This is a genomic window from Lysobacterales bacterium (assembly GCA_016703225.1).
Lineage (GTDB): Bacteria > Pseudomonadota > Gammaproteobacteria > Xanthomonadales > Ahniellaceae > JADKHK01.
Genome location: JADJCM010000001.1, coordinates 753,647 through 772,519, shown reverse-complemented (window position 1 = coordinate 772,519; position 18,873 = coordinate 753,647). Strand labels below are relative to the sequence as shown.

Here is an 18,873-nt window from a genome sequence, read left to right as displayed (position 1 = left end):
GCACCGCACTGCGCCTGGAGCGCCGTTATCATGCGCGCTTTGCCGGGAACTGCTGCCGATGCGCGCGATCTGCTGGGTGCTGCTGCTGTCGATCTGGATCCTGCCGAGCCCGGCCGCGCAGGCTTTGCAGATGCCGATCTACGAGGGCGACGTCGCGCTCGCAGCCGGTCAGGACGAAGCGTCGGAGACGGCATTGCGCCAGGCCCTGACCCAGGTGCTGGTGAAGGTATCGGGCGACCGCAGCGTCGCCCATGATCCCGCACTCGCCGCTGCGCTTTCCGGCGCTCGCGCCATGGCCTTGACGGTTGCGCGGCGGGCAGCGTTGTCAGCAGATGGCAGCGACCGACTCGCGGTCAACTTCGATCCCGGTCGCGTACACGATCTGCTGGCCACGCTCGGTCGGCCGGTCTGGCACAGCGATCGCCCGGTGGTGCTGGTGTGGCTGGTGATCGATGATGGCGTGCAAAAGCAGATTGCGAATGCGGGCCAGGTCGCGGCGCTCACCGACATGACCGAACGCGCGCATCAGCGAGGCGTGCCGATGCTGTTGCCGCGCATGGATGCGGTCGATCAGAACCGGCTCAATCCGGTGACGTTGTGGGCAGCGCCGCCGCAGACAGTGCTCGCTGCGGGCCAGCGTTATGGCGTCCAGACCATGCTGGTGCTGCGACTGACGCGCGGCGACCCTTGGCGCGCGCGCTTCACGCTGATCGATGGCCGCAGTTACGAAGAGTGGGAGCAGCGCGACGCCCAGTCGAGCGTGCTGCTTGCCGCCGGCATCGATGGTGCCGGAGACCGCTTGGCGCGGCGCTACGGGGTCGAGCCCGAAGGCACGTCGCTCGGCGTCGTCGAGTGGTGGGTCGATGGCATCGGTTCGGCCGAAGACTATGCCGCAGTGATCGGCTATGTCGGGCGCATGGAGTTCGTGCGTTCGGCGCAGCCGCTGCGTGCCGAAAGCGGACGGCTGCTTTTGCGCCTCGACCTCGGTGTCAGCCAGCGCCGTCTGCGCCAGTTGCTGGCGATCGACAACCGCCTGCAGTGGACCGAAGCCGCGGACGCCACCGCACCGGCGCAGCTGCACCTGGTGCACTGATGTTGCGGCATGTGCCGAATGCGATCTCGGCGCTGCGCGCGCTGCTCGCGGTGCCGATCGCGATCGCGCTGCTGCGCGACGAGCACCGCTGGGCACTCGCGCTGGCGGTCGTGGCCGCAGCGTCGGACGCGCTCGATGGCTTCCTCGCCAAACGCTACGGCTGGCAGAGCCGCCTCGGTGCCTGGCTCGATCCGGCGGCTGACAAGCTGCTGCTGACCACCTGCTTCGTGACCCTGGCTGTCGTCGGTGCGGTGCCGCAGTGGCTGGTCGGGCTGGTGATCGTGCGTGACCTGGTGCTCGTCGGCGGCAGTGTCACCTACCAGAGCGTGATCGGCGCACTGACGCCGCAACCAAGTACGCTCGGGCGCATCACGACGATGCTGCAGATCGGCGCGGTACTGACGGCGCTGATGGCGCGCGCGGGTATCGCGGTTTCCGAACGTTTCGCCGCGGCGGTCTTCGCCCTGGCCGCCCTGGCCACCCTCGCCAGCGGCATCGACTATGTGCGTGTCTGGGTGGGCCGGGCGCGCAGCAGACGGAGTGCATCATGATCGACGATCGCCGGGTGTGGTCCTGGTTGCTGATCGCCGCCGCGATCGGTGGCGTGCTGTATTTCCTGGCGCCGGTGCTGACGCCGTTCGCGTTGTCGGCGCTGTTCGCCTACCTCGGCAATCCGCTGGTCGAACGGCTGCAGTCGCGGCGCATTTCGCGTACCACGGCGGTGGTAATCGTGTTCCTGTTGATGACGCTGGCGGTGGCGCTGTTGCTCGCGATCATCATCCCGGCCCTGATCGACCAGGCGCGCAGCGTGCCCGGCTACATCGACTCGCTGCACTCCTGGTTCGACCGCGTCGCCGCGCCCTGGCTGCAGGCCGAGTTCCGGCTCGACCTCGGTGCGCTCGATCCCGGACGCATGTTCGCCAGCCTGCGCGCGCATCTCGACGACATCGGCCGCATCTTGCCGAAGGTGCTGGGTGGCTTGACGACTTCCGGTGCCGCGGTCATGGGCTGGGTGGCAAACCTGCTGCTGATGCCCCTGATCACGTTCTACCTGATGCGCGACTGGAAACGCATGGTCGAGCGCCTGCGGGAATTGGTGCCGCGGCCGCTGGAACCGACAGTGACGCGCCTGGTGCGCGAGTCCGACGCCGTGCTCGGCAGTTTCCTGCGCGGACAAATGAGCGTGGTGCTGGCGCTGGCGGCGATGTATGCGACCGGTTTGTCGCTGGCGGGGCTGAAGTTCGGCATGCTCATCGGCATCGTCGCCGGCCTGGTCAGTTTTGTGCCCTATCTCGGCCCGGTGGTCGGCATCGGCGGCGGTCTGGTTTCGGCGATCGTCAGCGGCGGCGACATCTGGATCAACGTCGGGCTGGTGCTCGCAGTGTTCATGGTCGGGCAGCTGATCGAGAGTTTCATCCTGACGCCCAAGCTGGTCGGCGAAAGCATCGGCCTGCATCCGGTCGCGGTGATCTTTGCGGTGCTGGCCGGTGGCCAGTTGTTCGGGTTCTTCGGCGTGCTACTGGCCTTGCCGGTCGCGGCGGTGGTGCTGGTGCTGCTGCGGCACACGCACGAGCGGTATCTGGACAGTGAAATCTACGGCGCCGAGGCGCAACCGCCGGCAACGGCCGCGACCAGCGACGCGGCGACCACGCCGGCTGCCGCGCCAGCGCCGGTGGCGCCCGCGCCGGGCACGGACCCGGCACCGTGAGCCAGCGCCAGCTGCCGCTGGCCCTGCGCTTTCCGCAGGGCGCCCGCTTCGACCGCTTTGTGGCCGACGGCAATGAGCCGGTGCTGGCGGCGTTGCGGGCGTTCGCCAACGAAGCCGCGGCCCCGGGCATCCTGCTCGCTGGCGCCAGCGGCACTGGCAAGACCCACTTGGTCATGGCCGTGGCCGGAACCGTGGCCGACTATGCGCTGCTGCCGCTGGCCGAACTCGGCGCGCAGGCCGAAACCGCGATCGGCGCGACGCGCGCCTGTCCGCTGGTGCTGATCGATGACATCGACGCGATCGCCGGGCAGCGCGCCGCGGAAGTGGCGATGTTCGATCTGTTCAATCGCACCCGCGACAGCGGTGGCTCCTTGCTGATCACGGCACCGACCGCAGTGCCGCGGCTCGGTATCGGCCTGCCCGATCTGGCCTCGCGCCTGGCCAGCCTGTCGTTGCTGCAACTGCAGCCGCTGGGTGACGCCGCGCGCCGCCGCGTCATCCACGAACGCGGCGCTGCGCGCGGCATGGACGTGGGCGACGACGTGCTCGATTTCCTGTTTCGTCGCTACCCGCGCGACCTCGGCGCCCTGCTCGACCTGCTCGACCGCCTCGACCGCGAAACCCTGGTGCGCAAACGCCGCCTCACCGTGCGACTGGTGCGCGACGTGATTCGCAAGGAGGGCGAGTGAGTGCGCGCGACCGGGGTGCCGCCGGCATCATCGATTGGGCAGTCCGGCGCTCGCCCGGCTTCCCTGTGGCAAGATGGCCGCAGCTGCCATGCGATGGAGGTTGCCCATGCAGAAGCAAGTGACCATCACCCTGGATGAGGCGGTTTACGACGGACTGCGCCGCACCGTGGAGCAAGACGATGTGAGTCGCTTCATCGAGGACTTGTTGCGGCCCTACGTGCTGCCAGATGCCCGCGGCCTGTCGTTGGAAGACGGCTATCGCGCCATGGCTGCGGATGCGGTGCGCGAACGCGAAGCACGGGCATGGGGCGATGGTATTGCCGGCGACATGGCCGATGAAGCGCGGTGAAGTCTGGTGGGTGGAATTCGATCCGTCGGTGGGGAGCGAAATCCGCAAGACCCGCCCCGCCGTAATCGTCAGCAACGACATCGCCAATCGTCATCTCGCGCGGGTGGTGGTCGTGCCCGTTACCAGCAACACCGGTAGACTGTATCCGGGCGAGGCGCAGGTCATGGTCGGCGGCGAGTTGCGCAAGGCGATGGCCGACCAGATCATGGCGGCCGACAAATCACGCCTGAAGTCGCGGCTCGATGCCTTGCAGGAGGCCGATCTGAAGGCTGTGGAGGCCGCCATCCTGCTGCACCTCGGCGTTCGCGGGTAGCCCCATGCGCGTCCTCGGGATCGAATCTTCCTGCGATGAAACCGGCGTGGCCGTGTACGACACGGCTGCGGGCTTGCTGGCGCATCGCGTATACAGCCAGATCGAGTTGCATCAGGACTATGGCGGCGTGGTGCCGGAGTTGGCCTCGCGCGACCATGTGCGCAAGCTGCTGCCGCTGCTGCGCGAGACGCTGGATGCGGCGGGCCTTGGCGTGCGTGATCTGGATGGGGTGGCCTATACCAGCGGGCCGGGCCTGGTCGGAGCGCTGCTGGTGGGTGCGGCCACCGCGCGCGCATTGGCCTGGTCGCTCGATCTGCCGGCGATCGGCGTGCACCACATGGAAGGGCATCTGCTGGCGCCGCTGCTCGAAGCCGATGCGCCGCAGCCGCCGTTCGTGGCGTTGCTGGTCTCGGGTGGCCATACCCAGCTGATCGCGGTGCGCGGTATCGGCGACTACACGCTGATCGGCGACACCCTCGACGACGCCGCCGGCGAGGCCTTCGACAAGACCGCGAAAATGCTCGGGCTGCCTTATCCCGGCGGGCCGGAGCTGGCGCGACTGGCCGAGTCCGGCGTGCCCGGACGCTTCACCTTCGCGCGTCCGATGTGTGATCGCCCGGGTCTCGATTTCAGTTTCAGCGGACTGAAGACGCAGGTGATGCTGGCCTGGGAGAAATCCGATCGCAGCGCGCAGACGCGCGCCGACATCGCCTGCGGCTTTGAACAGGCGGCGACCGCGACGCTGGTGTTCAAGTGCCGGCGCGCGCTTGCCGAAACCGGCATGCGCAGTCTGATCGTGGCCGGCGGCGTCGGTGCCAATGTGCGTCTGCGTGCGTCGCTGCAGGCGGCTGCAGTAAACGATGGTGTCCGCGTCGCCTTCCCGCGCCCGGAGTTTTGCACCGACAACGGCGCCATGATCGCCTTCGCCGGCGCACTGCGGCTTGCCGCCGGACAGCGCCAGGACGCGTGCATCGCAGTGCGACCGCGCTGGCCGCTGGAGGAATTGCTCGCAGCCGCGGGCGTGGATCGACTTACGTTTCGCTAACCTTTCGCTTACGCGCGGATAACGCCGCCGCCGATAGGCTGCGCGCCTTGTCCCAACGAAGTTGCAGCGCATGCGTCGCCCCACACTCTCCAGCGAGTGGCTGATCCTCGCCACCGCCCTCTACCTTGTGCTGGTCGCGAACGCGTCGTTCCTGCGTCATCTCAATACCGCCCTCGGCGGCATCGACTTCGCGCTGCAGGCGTCGGTGTTCGGGGCGGTGCTGGTCGGGCTGATCGGCGCATTGCTCGCGCTCGCCACGCCGAGCCGATTTGCGCGCGGGCTGCTCGGCCTCGTGGTCGTGATCGCCGCGGCGCTCGCCTTCTTCATGGATCACTACGGGGCGGTGATCGACCGCCATGCGCTGCAGAGCGCGCTGGAGACCGATGCCCGCGAGAGCGGCGAATGGCTGTCATTCGCGATGCTGCGCGGCGTGCTCGCGCTGTCCGTTCCGGCGTTGCTGGCGCTGGCCTTCGTGCGCACGCGCGAGCGTTCGTGGCCGCAGGCGCTGAAGGCGCGCGGCGCGCTGCTCGGTGTCTGCGCGCTGCTGGTCGCGGTGCCGGTCGCGCTCGACTACCGGACCATGGCCTCGGTGGCGCGCAACCATGCCGAGCTGCGCGACCTGGCCAACCCGATCAACCTGGTCAATGCCACGCGTTCGTACCTGAAGCACTCGCGCGTCGCGCCGATCGGCACGCCGACCGTGGTTGCCGGCGACGTGCAGCGCGGCGAGACCTGGCCCGCTGCCGGCAAGCGTCCCCTGGTGCTGGTGTTCGTGGTCGGCGAGTCGGTGCGTGCATCCAGCCTCGGCCTGCTTGGCTACGTCCGTGACACCACGCCGGAACTGGCTCGCCGCGGCGTGGTCGCGTTCGGTGAAGTGCATGCCTGCGGCACCAACACCGCGACTTCGGTGCCGTGCATGTTCTCCGGGCTCGGCCAGGCCGGTTATGACGAGGCCACCGCGCGCGGCCGCGAGAACCTGCTCGATGTGCTCGAGCGCGCCCGTTTCGACGTGCTCTGGATCGACAACAACACCGGCAGCAAGCATGTCGCCGACCGCGTCGTCGAGATCAATGTCGCCGCGGCGACACGCCCGCGCATCTGCAATGCGCAAGGCTGCTTCGACCATGTGTTGGTCAGCGAACTGGAGGAGCGCCTGGCCAGGATCGAGCGCGACACCGTGTTGCTGTTGCACCAGAAGGGCAGTCATGGCCCGGCGTATTTCGAGCGCTATCCGGAAGCGTTTCGCCGCTTCGTGCCGGACTGCCGCAGCAACGAATTGCAGGACTGCACGCACGAGCAGCTGGTCAACAGTTACGACAACACCATTCTCTACACCGACCGCGAGCTGGCCGAGATGATCGACGCGCTGACCGCCGCGCGCGCGCGCGTCGATGGCGTATTCCTGTACGTGTCCGACCACGGCGAATCCACCGGCGAGCACGGCTACTACCTGCATGGCGCTCCTGCGCTGATCGCGCCCGAGGAACAGACGCGCGTGCCGATGCTGCTGTGGATGGCGCCGGAGTATCTGGCGCGGCGCCAGCTCGACGCGACCTGCGTCGCCGCGCAGCGTGGCCGACAGACCTCGCACGACGCCGTGTTCCCGCTGGTGCTCGGCCTGCTCGATCTGCACACCGGGGCCTACGACCAGAATCTGGACCCGATTGCCGCCTGCGCGCCGCGACCCTGATCCGGTCCTTGCGCGCGCGCCGGCGCGCGGCGATGCTCGCCGCCCGGAAGGTGGAGGGACCATGGACATCGTCTTCGTCGAAGCCCTGAAGATCGACACCCTGATCGGCATCTACGACTGGGAACGCCGTGCCAAGCAACCGGTCGTGCTCGATCTGGAAATGGCCTTCGACAACCGCGTGCCGGCCGCCACCGATCGCATCGAGGACACGCTCGACTACAAGGCGGTGTCGAAGCGGCTGGAGGCCTTCATCGGCTCGGCGCAGTTCGGGCTGGTCGAGACGCTGGCCGAGCGCTGCGCCGAGATCGTGCGCGGCGAATTCGGCGTTACCTGGCTGCGCCTGCGCATCCGCAAGCCCGGTGCGGTGCGTGGCGCCGCCGCGGTCGGCGTCCAGATCGAGCGCGGGCGCCGGCCCGACTGATGGGGCGCGCCTACCTTTCGCTCGGTTCGAACATCGCGCCGGCGCGGCATCTGCGTGCGGCGATCGCGGCGCTGCGCGCCCGCTTCGGCGAAGTCCTGGTTTCGCCGGTGTATCGCACTGCCGCGGTCGGGTTTGCTGGGGAGGATTTCCTGAATGCCGCAGCGGTGCTGGAGTCGGATCTCGATCCGCACGCACTGAACGACTGGCTGCACGCGCTCGAAGACGCGCAGGGTCGCGAGCGTGGCGGTGCGCGTTTCGGACCGCGCACGCTCGATCTGGACCTGGTGTTCTACGACGACCTCACGCTCGACGGACCCGGTCATCTGCAGATCCCGCGCGCCGAACTGCGCCACGCCTTCGTGCTCAAGCCGCTCGCCGACATCGCGCCGGGCTACGTGCATCCGCGGCTTGGGCGCCCGCTCGCCGACCTGTGGGCGGACTCGGGCATGAGCATCGGCGAAGTGGTCGATCTCGCATCGACAAGCCCCTGAGATTGTTCTAGCGTTGCCGCGCCGCGCATGGGGCGCGTCGGAGCAATGGCATGTTCGAACGATTCGCGCGCAGCTGGACCCTGGTCAAGGCCAGCGCTTCGGTGCTGAAGCAGGACAAGGAACTGATGCTGTTCCCGGTGATCTCGGTGATCGCCTCGCTGCTGGTGGTCGCAAGTTTCGTACTGCCGCTGTTCGGGCTGCTGGATCTGAAGGCGCTGGAGCAGGGCGAGCGCGAACCGGTGTGGCTGTATGGCTGGGTGTTCCTGTTCTATCTGGCGCAGTACTTCGTCATCTTCTACTTCAACACCGCGCTGGTCGGTGCGGCGATGATCCGCCTGCGCGGTGGCGACCCGACCGTGGCCGACGGCCTGCAGATTGCGTGGTCCAAGGTCGGCACGATTCTCGGCTACGCGCTGATCGCCGCGACTGTGGGCTTGGCGCTGCGAGCGATCGAGGAGCGCGCCGGCATGATCGGCAAGTGGGTCGCCGGCCTGCTCGGTGCGGCCTGGACCGTGCTCAGTTTCCTGACCGTGCCGGTGCTGGTCAGCCGCGACATCGGTCCGCTCGAAGCGGTCAAGGAGAGCGCGCTGCTGCTGAAGAAGACCTGGGGCGAGAACGTGATCGGCCAGGGCGGCGTCGGCCTGGTGTTCGGTCTACTGCAGTTCTTCGTGATCACGCTGACCGTGGTCGCGCTGATCGCGGTGGTGGCGAGCAAGTCGATGTTCCTGATCGTCAGCGTGATCGTGCTCGGCGGTCTCGCGATTCTGGCGCTGGCGCTGGTGCAGGCAGCTCTCTCGGGCATCTACTCGGCGGCGCTGTATCGGCACGCGATGGGCGAGGACACCGTCGGCATCGACTCCGGCATGCTGGCTTCGGCCTTCGCTGCCAAGCGCTGAGCGCCTCAGCGGCAGTCGTAGGCGCCGAAGCGCTGTTCGCCGTTCAGCGGCTCGTCTGCCGCCTGGATGGTGTCGGCGCCGAGGCGCGCGGCCTCGTTGCGCGCCAGCGACTCCAACTCGTCGCGCACCTTGAGTTCATTGCGACGGTACAGCCCGACCTTGTGCTTCACCGACACCGTGATGTCGCCCTTGGCGGTGCATGCGCCGAGGTTCTTGCCGTAAGCGACCTGGACTTCGCGGCCGCCGGCATCCGGCTCCACCCAGGTGCACCCCGCGGCGAGCAGGGGCAACGACAGCACGAACAGGATCGACGAACGCATGGGCAACTCCTTGGCGTGAATGCGCCGCGAGCATAGCCCGCGGCGCAGGGTCGACGCTGAATGCGCGCTGCTCAGCGCACGCCGCATTCGCAGTGCGCCTGGATCGAGATCGGCAGGCCGCTGCCGGACGGGTGCATCAGGCGTTGCAGACGGTCCAGGTCGCTGCGCGCGGGTCCGCGCAACAGCGCCAGTGGCGTGAGCAGCCCCTGTTCGCGCAGCAGCGCGCCGGCACCGGAGCGCGAGGCTTCGATCAGCATGCTCTCGAAGAAGCTCGGCTGGTCCTCGACGTAGCGGGTGGCGTGGCTCCCGTCGAGCTTGGCGCGCTTCGCGGCATCGGCGATGGCCGCCTGGAGACCGCCGAACTCGTCGACCAATCCGTGCTGCTTCGCCTGCGCGCCGCTCCAGACGCGGCCGCGGGCGATGGCGTCGATGGCTGCGACGTCTTGCTCGCGCGCCGCGGCGACCTTGCTGGTGAAGTCGCGGTAGCCGGCATTCAACACCTCCTGGATCATCTCGCCGACGCGCGGGTCGAGCGGACGCGCCGGATCGAAGGCGCCGGTCAGCCAGGTGGTGCCGACGCCGTCGGTGTTCAGGCCAAGCTTGTTCATCGCCTCGGGCACGTTGAACAACAGGCCGTAGATGCCGATCGATCCGGTGATCGTGCTCGGATCGGCATAGATGCGATCCGCGTTCATCGAGATCCAGTAGCCGCCGGATGCGGCCAGGTCGCCCATTGACACCACCACCGGCTTGCCGGCGGCGCGGGTCAGTTCGACTTCGCGGCGGATCAGCTCGGAGGGGAACACGCTGCCGCCGGGGGAGTCGACGCGCAGCACCAGGGCCTTGACGTCTTCGTCCTCGCGCGCCTCGCGCAACAGCGCGCTGGTGCTCTCGCCACCGACGGTGCCGGGTTCGCGCTTGCCATCGACGATCTCGCCCTCGGCGACCACGATCGCGACGGTCGGCCGCCCAGGCATCTGCGGCACCGCGTCGATGCGCTGCACGTAGTCGAGGAAGCGGATCTGGCGGAAGCCGTGTTCGTCTTCGCCCACGGCACCGCTGGCGGCAAGCCGCGCCTCCAGTTCGTCGCGCGTGACCAGCACGTCGACCAGTCCCTGCGCGAGCGCGAGCTTGGCAAGATCGCCGCCGGCGGCGTGCAGTTGGGCAACGTAGTCGTCGATTTGCGTCGTGAGCGTCGCCACGTCGAGCTTGCGCGCGTCGGCGATGTCGGCGAGGTGGCGCGACCAGACGTCGTTCATCCAGTGCAGGTCGGCTTCGTCCGCCTCGGGGGAGGAATCGGCACGAATGTAAGGCTCGCCGGCGGATTTGTATTCGCCGACGCGGAACAGGTGCGCCTCGACGCCGAACTTCTCGAAGGCTTCCTTGAAGTAGGTGCGGTAGCGGCCGATGCCTTCCAGCAGCACCGCGCCTTGCGGGTGCAGCAGCACTTCGTCGGCCTGCGCTGCGAGCAGGTAGCCGCGTTGCTCGTAGCCATCGGCATAGGCGTAGAGCTTCTTGCCGGACTTGCGGAAGGCGCGCAGCGCCGCCGCGAGTTCGCGCGTGCTGGCCGGGCCGATGCCGGCGATGCCGTGGGTGACCAGCAGCACCTGGCTGATATGGGCGTCGTCGGCCGCGGCCTCGAGTGCGCGCGTCAGATCGCGCATGCGCGTTTCCCGCACCGGGTCGCCGAGCGTTTCGCCGAGCGCGCGGTCCAGCGGTTCGGCGCTGTATTGCTCGACGATCATGCCCTGGGGGTCGAGCACCAGCGTGGTCTTCTGTTCGAGCGGGCCGGCGCCGCCGGCGAAGATCGCCACCAGCACGATCAGTGCGATGACCAGAAAGATCGCATTCAGCAGCAGCCGGCGGGTGAGGTCGACGGCGTGGAAGAGTCCGCCGAAAAAGCGACGGAACGGGCCTTGCTGGGGTGGGTTCATTGCGGTTTCCAGGAGAGATGACGACAGCGTGTGGTCAATGCCGGGCGGATTCAAGCACGCCTGCGGGGTCGTCGGCATCGGCCGGAAGTGGCGGTTTGCGGCTGAGCGTGCGCAGCCGCAGCCACAGGCGCGCGAGCAGCAGCGTTGCGGCCGCGGTCAGCCCGGCGATCAGCCCGAGCCACATGCCGGGGGCGCCGCGTCCGAGCCGGAACGTGCAATACCAGCCGAGCGTCATGCCGATGCCCCAGTAGGCGATGGCGGTGAGCAGCGCCGGCACGCGCGCGTCCTTGAGCCCGCGCAGGGCCGAGGCTGCGACCACCTGCAGGCCGTCGGAGAACTGGAACACCGCCGCGAGCAACATCAGCTGCGCGGCCAGTCCGGCGACTGCGAGATCGCTCGTGTACAGCGCCGCGATCTGCGACGAGAACAGCGCCAGCGCCGTCGCCGAAAGCAGTTGCGCGGCGAGCGCGAGCAGCAGCCCGGCCGCGGCGGCGGCGCGTGCGCGCGCGGCATCGCCGGCACCGACCGCATGGCCGACGCGCACGGTGGTGGCCATGCCGATGCCGAGCGGGACCATGAAGGTGACCGAGGCGACGTTGATCGCGATCTGGTGGCTGGCCACGGCATTGGCGCCGAGCGAGCCGATCAACAGGGCTGCGATCACGAACAGCGAGCCCTCCATCAGGATCATGAACGCGATCGGCAGGCCGAGGCCGAGCAGTTCGCGGATCGGCCGCCAGCGCGGCCGGGTGAAGCCGCGCAGGAGGTGCAGGTCGGCGAAGCGCGGATGTCGCAGCACGAATACTGCCATCGCGATCGCCTGCAGCCACACCGTGACGGCCAGCGCCATGCCGGCGCCGACCGCGCCATGCTCGGCGAAGCTGAAGCGACCGAAGATCAGCGCGTAGCCGAGCGGCAACAACACCAGCACGCCGAGCAGGCTGAAATAGAGCGTGGCGCGGGCGTAGCCGAGGCCCTCGCAGAAGAAGCGCAGCGCGAAGAAGCTCGCCAGCGCCGGGGCGCCCCAGGAAGCGGCGCGCAGGAAGGCGGCGGTATCGGCGCGCAGCGAGATATCGACCTGCATGGCATCCAGCAGTGCGCCGGCCGAACGCAAGGCGACCAGCAGCACCAGCCCGATCGCCCAGGCGATCCACAGCGCCTGGCTGAACAGCGCGGCGAGTTCGCCGCGCCTGCCGGCACCATCGCGCTGTGCCACGTTCGGCGGAATCGCGAACAGCAGGCCGAGGCAGCAGATCAGCACCAGCGACCAGACCGCGCTGCCGACCGCGATCACCGCCAGCGTGTGCGCGCCATGGTGGCCGCCGAGCACGGTGTCGATCACGTTCATCAGCATCGCCAGCAACTGCCCGACGACCAGCGGCAGCGCCAGTCGTGCGACCTCGCCCAGTTCCCCGCGAAATTGGCTGGTCCCCAGCATGGGCGTTGTCGCCTGATCACAAAGCGCTCTATCTTACGGGCGAAGTGTCCGCTACAGGCGCCGCGATGGTGGAGTCTCCGGAAATCCAGGAAGAGGTCGTGCGCGCCCAGCCGCTCTGCGCCAACTGCGAAACGCCGTTGCTGGGCGAGTTCTGCCACGCTTGCGGGCAGCCGCGCAAGGGCATGATCCGGCACCTGTCGGGCTTGATGGCGGATTTCTTCGACAGCGTCTTCAACCTCGACTCGCGCACGCTGCGCACGCTGTGGCCGCTGCTCGCGCGGCCGGGATTCCTCAGCAACGAATACTTTGCCGGGCGGCGCACGCGCTATGTGACGCCGTTGCGGTTGTACATCTTTCTGTCGGTGATCGCGTTCTTCGCGGTGGCGACGGTGTCCGAGGTCGGCGACGACAGCCGCATCGTGCGCTTCGACGGCGGCGACGAGCCGATCCAGTCGATTGCGGAGATCGAGGCCGAGGAGCGCGCCGCCCTGGAAAAGCTGGAAGCCCGCCGCAGCGGCATGCCGGCGGCGGCGTTCGAGGCCATGCGCGAAGGTGTGCGCGCCGGTTTCGAAGAAGATCGCGACCGCAATGAGCGCTGGCTGGCACGTGGCCTCAAGGTCGGCGAGCGGCCGCCGTCCGAGGTTACCGCCGAGGAGCCGAACCCGCGCGGGATCCGCATCGGCGGCGACGCCCCCTGGCACCCGCAGACCAACCCGGTACAGATTGGCTGGGCCAGCGACGCGATGAACGCGTGGCTGAATCGCAAGGTGGCGATGCTGGTCGCGAACGGGCTGGAGGCCGAGAAGCACCCGGCGAAGTTCGTCACCACCATCTTTGGAGTCGCGCCGCAGGCGCTGTTGATGATCCTGCCGCTGTTCGCGCTGCTGCTGAAACTGTTCTACCTGTTCAAGCGGCGCCTGTTCATGGAACACCTGATCGTGGCGCTGCACAGCCACAGCTTCCTGTGCCTGGCGATCCTGGTGCAGGTATTGCTATCGCAGTTGTCGGCGCTGACCGCGGCGCTGCCCGTGCTGCCGTGGCTGTTCGGCGCCGCGGGCGTGGCGCTGTGGGTGTGGATTCCGCTGTACCTGCTGGTCGCGCAGAAGCGCATTTACGCGCAGGGCTGGCCGATGACGCTGTGGAAGTATTTTCTGCTCGGCAACTGCTACGTGTTCCTGCTGACCTTCGGGGTCGTGCTGAACCTGTTCCTGGCGCTGGCGACGTTGTGATGAGCGCTGGTGTTTGGTGATCGGGCCCGGCTCGACGATAATCGCCGGCCCTCGCGCTGGAGCGAACCGTGTTTCTTGAACGCCTGCCCGAATTCATCGGCAACCATTTCATCCTCGTCACCCTGTTCCTGCTGGTCGCGCTGATGCTGATCTCGAGCGAGTTCTCGAGCCTGACGCGGCGTTACAAGGCGATCGCGCCGGCCGAACTCACCCGTCTGGTGAACCGCGAGAACGCGCTGCTGGTCGATGTTTCCGCGATCACCGAGTTCGAGGCCGGGCATATCGCTGGTTCGAAGCACGTGGCGATGGCGCAGTTCGATCCCGAGCACAAGGACCTGGCCAAGGTGAAGGAGTTGCCCGTGATCGTGGTCTGCAAGAGCGGCCAAACTTCGGCGGGAGCCTGCGCCAAGTTGTCGGCGGCGGGCTTCAGCAAGGTGCACTGGCTCGATGGCGGACTCGCCAGCTGGACCGGGGCCGACCTGCCCTTGGCCAAAGGCAAGGGCTAAGGCGTTCATTTCCTTGGGGTTGGCGGTTTGGCTCGCCTGATCGGGCCGGCCGTGGAATAATCCGCGCCCTTTTTTCCGACCTTTCCACCGGAGTCTGCAATGACCGATACCGCACCCGTCGCCAACGGCGCCGCCGAACCACAGCAGCAGATGGCGCAGGTCGCCATCCAGAAGATCTATGTCAAGGACGCGTCGTTCGAGGCGCCGAATGCGCCGATGATCTTCCAGGACGCGGGACAGCCGAACATCCAGTTGAGCCTGAACCAGAAGGTGCAGACGCTCGGCGAGAACGTCTACGAAGTCACTCTGACCGTGACCCTGACCTGCAAGATCGGCGACAAGACCGCTTACCTGGCGGAAGTCCAGCAGGCGGGCATCTTCGGTCTGATCGGCTTTGACCAGGCCAATCTGCACGGCATCCTCGGCACCTTCTGCCCGACCACGCTGTTCCCGTACGCGCGTCAGGCGATCTCGGGTCTGGTGCTGGATGGTGGCTTCCCGCCGTTCATGCTGCAGCCGGTCAACTTCGACCAGATCTACGCCGAAAGCATGCGCCGTCGCGCGCAGGAACAGCCGGCCGAAGCCGCGGCTTGAGGTCCATGCGCCCCGGCCCGCCGGGGCGTCTTGCGCACCGGGGGTCCGATGCCGCCTAGCGTATCCATCAGCGTCTTCGGGGCCGGCTCCTGGGGCACCGCACTGGCTGCGGTGCTCGCTCGCCATGGCATCGACACCCTGCTGTGGGGGCGCGATGCCACCGCCATCGCGGCGATGCGCGAGCAGCGGCGCAACACGCGTTATCTGCCGGACATCGAACTGCCGGCAACGCTGCAATACACCGATTCATTGGCGCAGGTTGCGGCACGACCGCTGTGGCTGATCGTCACGCCGAGCCACGCCTTCCGCGAGCTGTTGGAAGAACCGGCGATGCGTGCGGCTGAGCCCGCCGGCGTGGCCTGGGCGACCAAGGGTTTTGAGCCCGGCTCGGGGCGTTTCCTGCATGAGGTGGCGGCGTCGCTGCTCGCCGCCGGCACGCCGCTGGCGGTGGTCACTGGCCCCTCGTTCGCGCGCGAAGTCGCGCTCGGTCTGCCGACCGCGGTCACCGTGCATTCCGATACGCAGGCGTTTGCCGACCAGATCGCGCAGTGCCTGCACGGCCCGAGTTTCCGCGCCTATACCGGCAGCGACATGGTCGGTGCCGAGCTCGGCGGAGCCATGAAGAACGTGCTCGCGGTGGCCACCGGCGTCGCCGACGGCATGCAGCTTGGGCTGAATGCGCGCGCCGGGCTGATCACGCGCGGGCTGAACGAAATGCTGCGCGTCTGCGTCGCGATCGGCGGCAAACCGGAGACGATCATGGGCTTGGCCGGCGTCGGTGATCTGGTGCTGACCTGCACCGGTGACCTGTCGCGCAACCGCCGCCTCGGACTTGCGCTTGGGCGAGGCGTCGATCTGCGCCAGGCGGTGCGCGAAATCGGCCAGGTGGTCGAGTCGGTGCAGACGGTGAACGAAGTCATGCGCATCGCCCAGCGCCACGGCATCGAACTGCCGATCAGCGAACAGGTGCAACGCGTGCTGGCCGAGGAAATCACGCCGCAGGAAGGACTCAAGTGCCTGCTCGCGCGCGAGCAGAAGCCGGAATACCCGGCCTACCTGTTCCGCTGAGCTGAAACGAAAAACCCGACCCGTGGGCCGGGTTCTGCGCAATGCTGGCGTGGTCGCGATCAGAAGCTGATGCGCGGCCCGATGAACAACTCGTTGCCGTCGTTGTTGAAGTTCAGCGAGCCGACGATGCCCCAGTTGCCGAACTTGTACTGGCCGTAGAGTTCGACCGAGGTGTCGTTGTCGTCCTCGATGTCGACGTACTTGAGTGCGATGCCGCCCTCGAAGTTCTTGCTGAAGGCGTTGCGCACGCCTGCTTCCAGGCCCCAGCCGTTGGCGTCGAACACGTCGGTATCGACCTTCTCGTAGGAGACGCGGCCGACGAAGTCGAGGCTGTCGCTGATGCCCATGTTGTAGCCGAGGCCGAGGTTCCAGCCGTCGACGTCGATGTCGGCAGCGAGCGCGTCGACGCTGTACGAACGGTAGTTGCCGAACACGTGCCAGTTGTCGGTCAGCGCACCTGCGCCGCCAAAGCCGTAGCCGTTCTCGGACCCGGCGTCGTCGATGTCGACGCGGGTGGCGCCGGCCTGCAGGTACGAGTAGCTGAGGTCTTCGGCGCTGGCGGCGAACGGAACCGCGAGGGCGAGGGTGAGGACGAGTTTCTTCAGGTTCATGCAAAGCTCCTTGGAAAGTGCCCGCCGTTTGGCGAGGCGCGAATGATGGGTTCCTGCAGATGTACGCAATCTGAGCCGCGATTGTCTCAACCGTCGGCGCCTGGATTCAGCCCGGCGCCGGCAAAGCCAGACTGGCGCCAGGCCTCGAACACCACGACCGCGACCGCGTTCGACAGGTTCAGGCTGCGGTTTCCCGGCTGCATCGGCAGGCGCAGCTGCTGTGCTTTCGGTATCGATTCGAGCAACGCTGGCGGCAGGCCGCGTGTCTCCTGGCCAAACACGAAGGCATCGCCCGCAGCGAATGCCGGTTCGGTGTAGCAGCGCTGCGCGTGCGCGCTCAGCGCGAACACGCGAAGCGGACGCGCCGAGCGTAGGAAGGCATCGAAATCGTCATGCACTTCGACGCGTGCGAACTCGTGGTAGTCGAGACCGGCGCGGCGCAGGCGGGCGTCGTCGAGCTCGAAACCGAGCGGTCGGATCAGGTGCAGGCGGGCGCCGGTGTTCGCGCACAGCCGAATGATGTTGCCGGTATTCGGCGGGATTTCGGGCTGGAACAGGACGACGGGCCACATGCCACCAGTGTGCGGGCCCATCGCGCGCCGCTCAAGTCGGGCGCCGGTGGCGCACGATGAACACGGCCGGCAAGTGTTCACGCCACGCGCTGCGCGCATGAACATCGACACGTTCCTTGAGGTCGAGCCGTGCCTCTAGCGCGTTGGCGACACACCGCTCGGCGTGACGACTCGACGCGGGTTCCGCGAGAGTCAGCGCTGCTCCCCCGAGTACGGCGAACATGATTGCGGCGACCTGAAGGCGTTGCATGGGGTGGACCAGGGACATGACCGACTCCGGTAGGGGGGGCTCAACTCAGGCATCGCACTTCCCATGCCAATCGGGTGTGTTTCCAAGTGCATGATCCGGAAGCAAAACGTTGCCGGGACCCGCATGCGGCGATGCCTGCTGTCCGGATCCGGACATCGCTATCGGACAATCCCACGGACACCGGCTCGCGATCGACGTCCCGGACCGTGTCCGCCGGTATCGGACTGTTGCCATCGTTTGCGATGGAAGGCCAGCGCGCGGACTAATCTCGCCGCAGGAATCTCAACGCAAGCGGAAGAGATGGGAATGAAGCCCGGCAAGGCGAAGCGCCCCCAGATCAAGGTCAGCGCCATCATCGATGCGCGCAGTCGCATGCCCGATGGCACGCTGATCGCGGGGTTGCGCCTCGACAACGAACACTTGCTCGACCGACAAATGCGCCTGCTGCAGGGTGAAGTCGATGAGTACTGCGTGCTCGGTGGCGAGGAGTTGTCGGTGGCGGCCGAGTGGGCGGCCAAGGGTGTGCACCGTGTCGCGGGCATTGCCGGCATGTCGGGGCTGTCAGATGCTCTGGCCGAAACCCGCGGACGCAGCGTGCTGCTGTTCAGTGCCGCACAGCCGTTCCCCGAAATCGGCGAATGTCGCCGAGTGCTGGCGTCACTGCGCAAGCGACCGGTGGCTGGTGTATTCCAGGGTGGGCGCATGAGCCTGGCGCGGGCCCAGGGCGCTACCGTGCTGTCTTCGACGCCGTCGGATGACTATTGGACCGCTCAGTTGCCGCTGGGCTTCGAGCGCGCACTGCTGGGCGAGGTGCTGGGGGCCGCGAAGCACACCAAGAGCGCAGATCAGATGAACCTCTGCGAGATCACCCTGCGACTTGGCCATGCGATCGCGCTGGTGGAAGGGCGGCGATCCGGATTCCTGATCCGTGATTCGTTCGACTGGACCCTGGCACAAGCACTGGCGGTGCAGGCCCGCGCCGCCGCCTGACTATTGCGGCGGGGTAGCGCTGGCAGGGCTGGCCGACTTGGCGGAAAGTTCGCGCCAGCGCGCCAGCTTGGCCTCGAAGTCGGAACGCACGGTTGCCTTGGACGCTTCGCGTTCGACCAGCGACTTCTGCTGAGCCTCGATTTGCGCGCGCACATTCGCGATCGAATCGACCACGTTCTTCGGCACCGGCTTCTTGTTGCGTTCGAAATCGGAGGCGTGTGCCAGCAGCTCGGATAGGTTCTTTTCCTGGCTGGCCATGGTCAGTTTCGCGGTGGCCATGTTCGATTCGATTACGCCGAGTTCCTGGTCGCGCATGCGCAACAGGTCGGCCTCGGTGTTGTAGGACTGCATCAGGGCGCGGTCTGCCTGGGCCTCGGCTTCGGCGATCTTGCGGTCCTCCTCCTCCTTGAGCTTCTGCGCCGCTTCGGCAGCGAGCTCTTCCTGGGTCTTGGCGCGTTCGACCTGCCTGACAGTGACGCCGGCTTGGCTCATTTCCTGGCGCGCGAGTTTGGCCGCCTCCGGCGGAACCTTGTCGCTGTAGTGTACGTTGCCCTTCTCGTCGACCCATTTGTACAGCTTTCCCGCGGCCGCAGGCGTGGCTGCGACGATGCCGAGAGCGGACAGAAAAACCAGCATTGCGACGCGCATGGAAGGCTCCGTGGGAGT

General features: G+C 67.5%; 23 protein-coding genes. 16 read left to right on the top strand and 7 right to left on the bottom strand.

Annotation, left to right across the window (positions count from 1 at the left end):
* Nucleotides 1–58 precede the first annotated feature (58 nt).
* The 11 genes from IPG63_03360 to IPG63_03310 all read left to right on the top strand — a co-directional run bounded on the left by IPG63_03360 (nt 59) and on the right by IPG63_03310 (nt 8,695).
* Entirely contained in the window at nt 59–1,093 is a 1,035-nt protein-coding gene (locus IPG63_03360; protein MBK6726289.1) for a DUF2066 domain-containing protein, read from the top strand.
* Nucleotides 1,093–1,644 carry a CDP-alcohol phosphatidyltransferase family protein gene (locus IPG63_03355; protein MBK6726288.1) on the top strand — a complete coding sequence of 184 codons (552 nt, stop codon included), beginning with the start codon at nt 1,093–1,095 and terminating at the stop codon, nt 1,642–1,644. The genes IPG63_03360 and IPG63_03355 overlap by 1 nt, the downstream gene beginning before the upstream one ends.
* On the top strand, nt 1,641–2,801 hold the full coding sequence (locus IPG63_03350; GenBank protein MBK6726287.1) for an AI-2E family transporter: 1,161 nt from the start codon (nt 1,641–1,643) through the stop codon (nt 2,799–2,801). Before IPG63_03355 ends, IPG63_03350 begins: the two co-directional genes overlap by 4 nt.
* Entirely contained in the window at nt 2,798–3,490 is a 693-nt protein-coding gene (locus IPG63_03345) for a DnaA regulatory inactivator Hda (protein ID MBK6726286.1), read from the top strand. Before IPG63_03350 ends, IPG63_03345 begins: the two co-directional genes overlap by 4 nt.
* Before the next feature lie 106 nt (nt 3,491–3,596).
* On the top strand, nt 3,597–3,839 hold the full coding sequence (locus IPG63_03340; GenBank protein MBK6726285.1) for an addiction module antitoxin: 243 nt from the start codon (nt 3,597–3,599) through the stop codon (nt 3,837–3,839).
* Nucleotides 3,826–4,152, top strand: coding sequence for a type II toxin-antitoxin system PemK/MazF family toxin (locus tag IPG63_03335; protein MBK6726284.1), 327 nt, complete (start codon nt 3,826–3,828; stop codon nt 4,150–4,152). The genes IPG63_03340 and IPG63_03335 overlap by 14 nt, the downstream gene beginning before the upstream one ends.
* A 4-nt stretch (nt 4,153–4,156) precedes the next feature.
* Nucleotides 4,157–5,197 carry a tRNA (adenosine(37)-N6)-threonylcarbamoyltransferase complex transferase subunit TsaD gene (tsaD, locus tag IPG63_03330; GenBank protein ID MBK6726283.1) on the top strand — a complete coding sequence of 347 codons (1,041 nt, stop codon included), beginning with the start codon at nt 4,157–4,159 and terminating at the stop codon, nt 5,195–5,197.
* Nucleotides 5,198–5,267: 70 nt separating this feature from the next.
* Nucleotides 5,268–6,887, top strand: a complete 1,620-nt coding sequence (locus IPG63_03325) for a phosphoethanolamine--lipid A transferase (protein ID MBK6726282.1) — start codon at nt 5,268–5,270, stop codon at nt 6,885–6,887.
* Between the two features lie 61 nt (nt 6,888–6,948).
* The gene (gene folB / locus IPG63_03320) at nt 6,949–7,308 is read left to right on the top strand and encodes a dihydroneopterin aldolase (protein ID MBK6726281.1); all 360 of its coding nucleotides are present in this window, start codon (nt 6,949–6,951) and stop codon (nt 7,306–7,308) included.
* Nucleotides 7,308–7,799: a 2-amino-4-hydroxy-6-hydroxymethyldihydropteridine diphosphokinase gene (gene folK / locus IPG63_03315; protein MBK6726280.1), complete on the top strand. Its 492-nt coding sequence runs from the start codon at nt 7,308–7,310 to the stop codon at nt 7,797–7,799. Before folB ends, folK begins: the two co-directional genes overlap by 1 nt.
* Nucleotides 7,800–7,849: 50 nt before the next feature.
* The gene (locus tag IPG63_03310; protein ID MBK6726279.1) at nt 7,850–8,695 is read left to right on the top strand and encodes a hypothetical protein; all 846 of its coding nucleotides are present in this window, start codon (nt 7,850–7,852) and stop codon (nt 8,693–8,695) included.
* Between the two features lie 5 nt (nt 8,696–8,700).
* Here IPG63_03310 and IPG63_03305 read toward each other — a convergent pair whose 3' ends face one another.
* The 3 genes from IPG63_03305 to IPG63_03295 form a co-directional block, all read right to left on the bottom strand.
* Nucleotides 8,701–9,015, bottom strand: a complete 315-nt coding sequence (locus tag IPG63_03305) for a DUF4156 domain-containing protein (GenBank protein ID MBK6726278.1) — start codon at nt 9,013–9,015, stop codon at nt 8,701–8,703.
* Between the two features lie 71 nt (nt 9,016–9,086).
* Nucleotides 9,087–10,949, bottom strand: a complete 1,863-nt coding sequence (gene sppA, locus IPG63_03300; GenBank protein MBK6726277.1) for a signal peptide peptidase SppA — start codon at nt 10,947–10,949, stop codon at nt 9,087–9,089.
* A gap of 34 nt (nt 10,950–10,983) precedes the next feature.
* A complete protein-coding gene (locus IPG63_03295; GenBank protein ID MBK6726276.1) occupies nt 10,984–12,387 on the bottom strand; it encodes an MATE family efflux transporter in 1,404 nt (467 codons plus the stop codon).
* A 65-nt stretch (nt 12,388–12,452) separates the two neighbouring features.
* Here IPG63_03295 and IPG63_03290 point away from each other — a divergent pair, with 65 nt between their 5' ends.
* The 4 genes from IPG63_03290 to IPG63_03275 all read left to right on the top strand — a co-directional run bounded on the left by IPG63_03290 (nt 12,453) and on the right by IPG63_03275 (nt 15,784).
* On the top strand, nt 12,453–13,616 hold the full coding sequence (locus IPG63_03290) for a DUF3667 domain-containing protein (GenBank protein MBK6726275.1): 1,164 nt from the start codon (nt 12,453–12,455) through the stop codon (nt 13,614–13,616).
* Nucleotides 13,617–13,759: 143 nt separating this feature from the next.
* Complete coding sequence (locus tag IPG63_03285; protein MBK6726274.1) at nt 13,760–14,122, top strand: rhodanese-like domain-containing protein; 363 nt, start codon at nt 13,760–13,762, stop codon at nt 14,120–14,122.
* Between the two features lie 99 nt (nt 14,123–14,221).
* Nucleotides 14,222–14,716, top strand: a complete 495-nt coding sequence (gene secB, locus IPG63_03280) for a protein-export chaperone SecB (GenBank protein MBK6726273.1) — start codon at nt 14,222–14,224, stop codon at nt 14,714–14,716.
* Between the two features lie 48 nt (nt 14,717–14,764).
* Nucleotides 14,765–15,784 carry an NAD(P)-dependent glycerol-3-phosphate dehydrogenase gene (locus IPG63_03275; GenBank protein MBK6726272.1) on the top strand — a complete coding sequence of 340 codons (1,020 nt, stop codon included), beginning with the start codon at nt 14,765–14,767 and terminating at the stop codon, nt 15,782–15,784.
* 59 nt (nt 15,785–15,843) lie between these two features.
* On the opposite strand, the gene IPG63_03270 is transcribed toward IPG63_03275, so the two are convergent.
* The 3 genes from IPG63_03270 to IPG63_03260 form a co-directional block, all read right to left on the bottom strand.
* On the bottom strand, nt 15,844–16,395 hold the full coding sequence (locus tag IPG63_03270) for an outer membrane beta-barrel protein (protein MBK6726271.1): 552 nt from the start codon (nt 16,393–16,395) through the stop codon (nt 15,844–15,846).
* An 86-nt stretch (nt 16,396–16,481) separates the two neighbouring features.
* Nucleotides 16,482–16,967 (bottom strand): tRNA (uridine(34)/cytosine(34)/5-carboxymethylaminomethyluridine(34)-2'-O)-methyltransferase TrmL, encoded by a 486-nt coding sequence (gene trmL / locus IPG63_03265; GenBank protein MBK6726270.1) that lies wholly within the window; start codon nt 16,965–16,967, stop codon nt 16,482–16,484.
* A gap of 31 nt (nt 16,968–16,998) precedes the next feature.
* A complete protein-coding gene (locus tag IPG63_03260) occupies nt 16,999–17,235 on the bottom strand; it encodes a hypothetical protein (protein MBK6726269.1) in 237 nt (78 codons plus the stop codon).
* Nucleotides 17,236–17,523: 288 nt separating this feature from the next.
* Here IPG63_03260 and IPG63_03255 point away from each other — a divergent pair, with 288 nt between their 5' ends.
* Nucleotides 17,524–18,207, top strand: a complete 684-nt coding sequence (locus IPG63_03255; protein ID MBK6726268.1) for a 2-C-methyl-D-erythritol 4-phosphate cytidylyltransferase — start codon at nt 17,524–17,526, stop codon at nt 18,205–18,207.
* Here the strand turns inward: IPG63_03255 and IPG63_03250 are convergent, their stop codons facing one another.
* On the bottom strand, nt 18,208–18,855 hold the full coding sequence (locus tag IPG63_03250) for a DUF4124 domain-containing protein (GenBank protein MBK6726267.1): 648 nt from the start codon (nt 18,853–18,855) through the stop codon (nt 18,208–18,210).
* Nucleotides 18,856–18,873: the final 18 nt, after the last annotated feature.

What these genes read in the sequence shown, in the direction of transcription:
- IPG63_03360 (MBK6726289.1), top strand. Translation starts at nt 59, where the DNA reads ATGCGCGCGATCTGCTGGGTGCTGCTGCTGTCGATCTGGATCCTGCCG.
- IPG63_03355 (MBK6726288.1), top strand. Translation starts at nt 1,093, where the DNA reads ATGTTGCGGCATGTGCCGAATGCGATCTCGGCGCTGCGCGCGCTGCTC.
- IPG63_03350 (MBK6726287.1), top strand. Translation starts at nt 1,641, where the DNA reads ATGATCGACGATCGCCGGGTGTGGTCCTGGTTGCTGATCGCCGCCGCG.
- IPG63_03340 (MBK6726285.1), top strand. Translation starts at nt 3,597, where the DNA reads ATGCAGAAGCAAGTGACCATCACCCTGGATGAGGCGGTTTACGACGGA.
- IPG63_03335 (MBK6726284.1), top strand. Translation starts at nt 3,826, where the DNA reads ATGAAGCGCGGTGAAGTCTGGTGGGTGGAATTCGATCCGTCGGTGGGG.
- tsaD (MBK6726283.1), top strand. Translation starts at nt 4,157, where the DNA reads ATGCGCGTCCTCGGGATCGAATCTTCCTGCGATGAAACCGGCGTGGCC.
- IPG63_03325 (MBK6726282.1), top strand. Translation starts at nt 5,268, where the DNA reads ATGCGTCGCCCCACACTCTCCAGCGAGTGGCTGATCCTCGCCACCGCC.
- folB (MBK6726281.1), top strand. Translation starts at nt 6,949, where the DNA reads ATGGACATCGTCTTCGTCGAAGCCCTGAAGATCGACACCCTGATCGGC.
- folK (MBK6726280.1), top strand. Translation starts at nt 7,308, where the DNA reads ATGGGGCGCGCCTACCTTTCGCTCGGTTCGAACATCGCGCCGGCGCGG.
- IPG63_03310 (MBK6726279.1), top strand. Translation starts at nt 7,850, where the DNA reads ATGTTCGAACGATTCGCGCGCAGCTGGACCCTGGTCAAGGCCAGCGCT.
- IPG63_03305 (MBK6726278.1), bottom strand. Translation starts at nt 9,015, where the DNA reads ATGCGTTCGTCGATCCTGTTCGTGCTGTCGTTGCCCCTGCTCGCCGCG.
- sppA (MBK6726277.1), bottom strand. Translation starts at nt 10,949, where the DNA reads ATGAACCCACCCCAGCAAGGCCCGTTCCGTCGCTTTTTCGGCGGACTC.
- IPG63_03295 (MBK6726276.1), bottom strand. Translation starts at nt 12,387, where the DNA reads ATGCTGGGGACCAGCCAATTTCGCGGGGAACTGGGCGAGGTCGCACGA.
- IPG63_03290 (MBK6726275.1), top strand. Translation starts at nt 12,453, where the DNA reads ATGGTGGAGTCTCCGGAAATCCAGGAAGAGGTCGTGCGCGCCCAGCCG.
- IPG63_03285 (MBK6726274.1), top strand. Translation starts at nt 13,760, where the DNA reads ATGCTGATCTCGAGCGAGTTCTCGAGCCTGACGCGGCGTTACAAGGCG.
- secB (MBK6726273.1), top strand. Translation starts at nt 14,222, where the DNA reads ATGACCGATACCGCACCCGTCGCCAACGGCGCCGCCGAACCACAGCAG.
- IPG63_03275 (MBK6726272.1), top strand. Translation starts at nt 14,765, where the DNA reads ATGCCGCCTAGCGTATCCATCAGCGTCTTCGGGGCCGGCTCCTGGGGC.
- IPG63_03270 (MBK6726271.1), bottom strand. Translation starts at nt 16,395, where the DNA reads ATGAACCTGAAGAAACTCGTCCTCACCCTCGCCCTCGCGGTTCCGTTC.
- trmL (MBK6726270.1), bottom strand. Translation starts at nt 16,967, where the DNA reads ATGTGGCCCGTCGTCCTGTTCCAGCCCGAAATCCCGCCGAATACCGGC.
- IPG63_03260 (MBK6726269.1), bottom strand. Translation starts at nt 17,235, where the DNA reads ATGTCCCTGGTCCACCCCATGCAACGCCTTCAGGTCGCCGCAATCATG.
- IPG63_03255 (MBK6726268.1), top strand. Translation starts at nt 17,524, where the DNA reads ATGAAGCCCGGCAAGGCGAAGCGCCCCCAGATCAAGGTCAGCGCCATC.
- IPG63_03250 (MBK6726267.1), bottom strand. Translation starts at nt 18,855, where the DNA reads ATGCGCGTCGCAATGCTGGTTTTTCTGTCCGCTCTCGGCATCGTCGCA.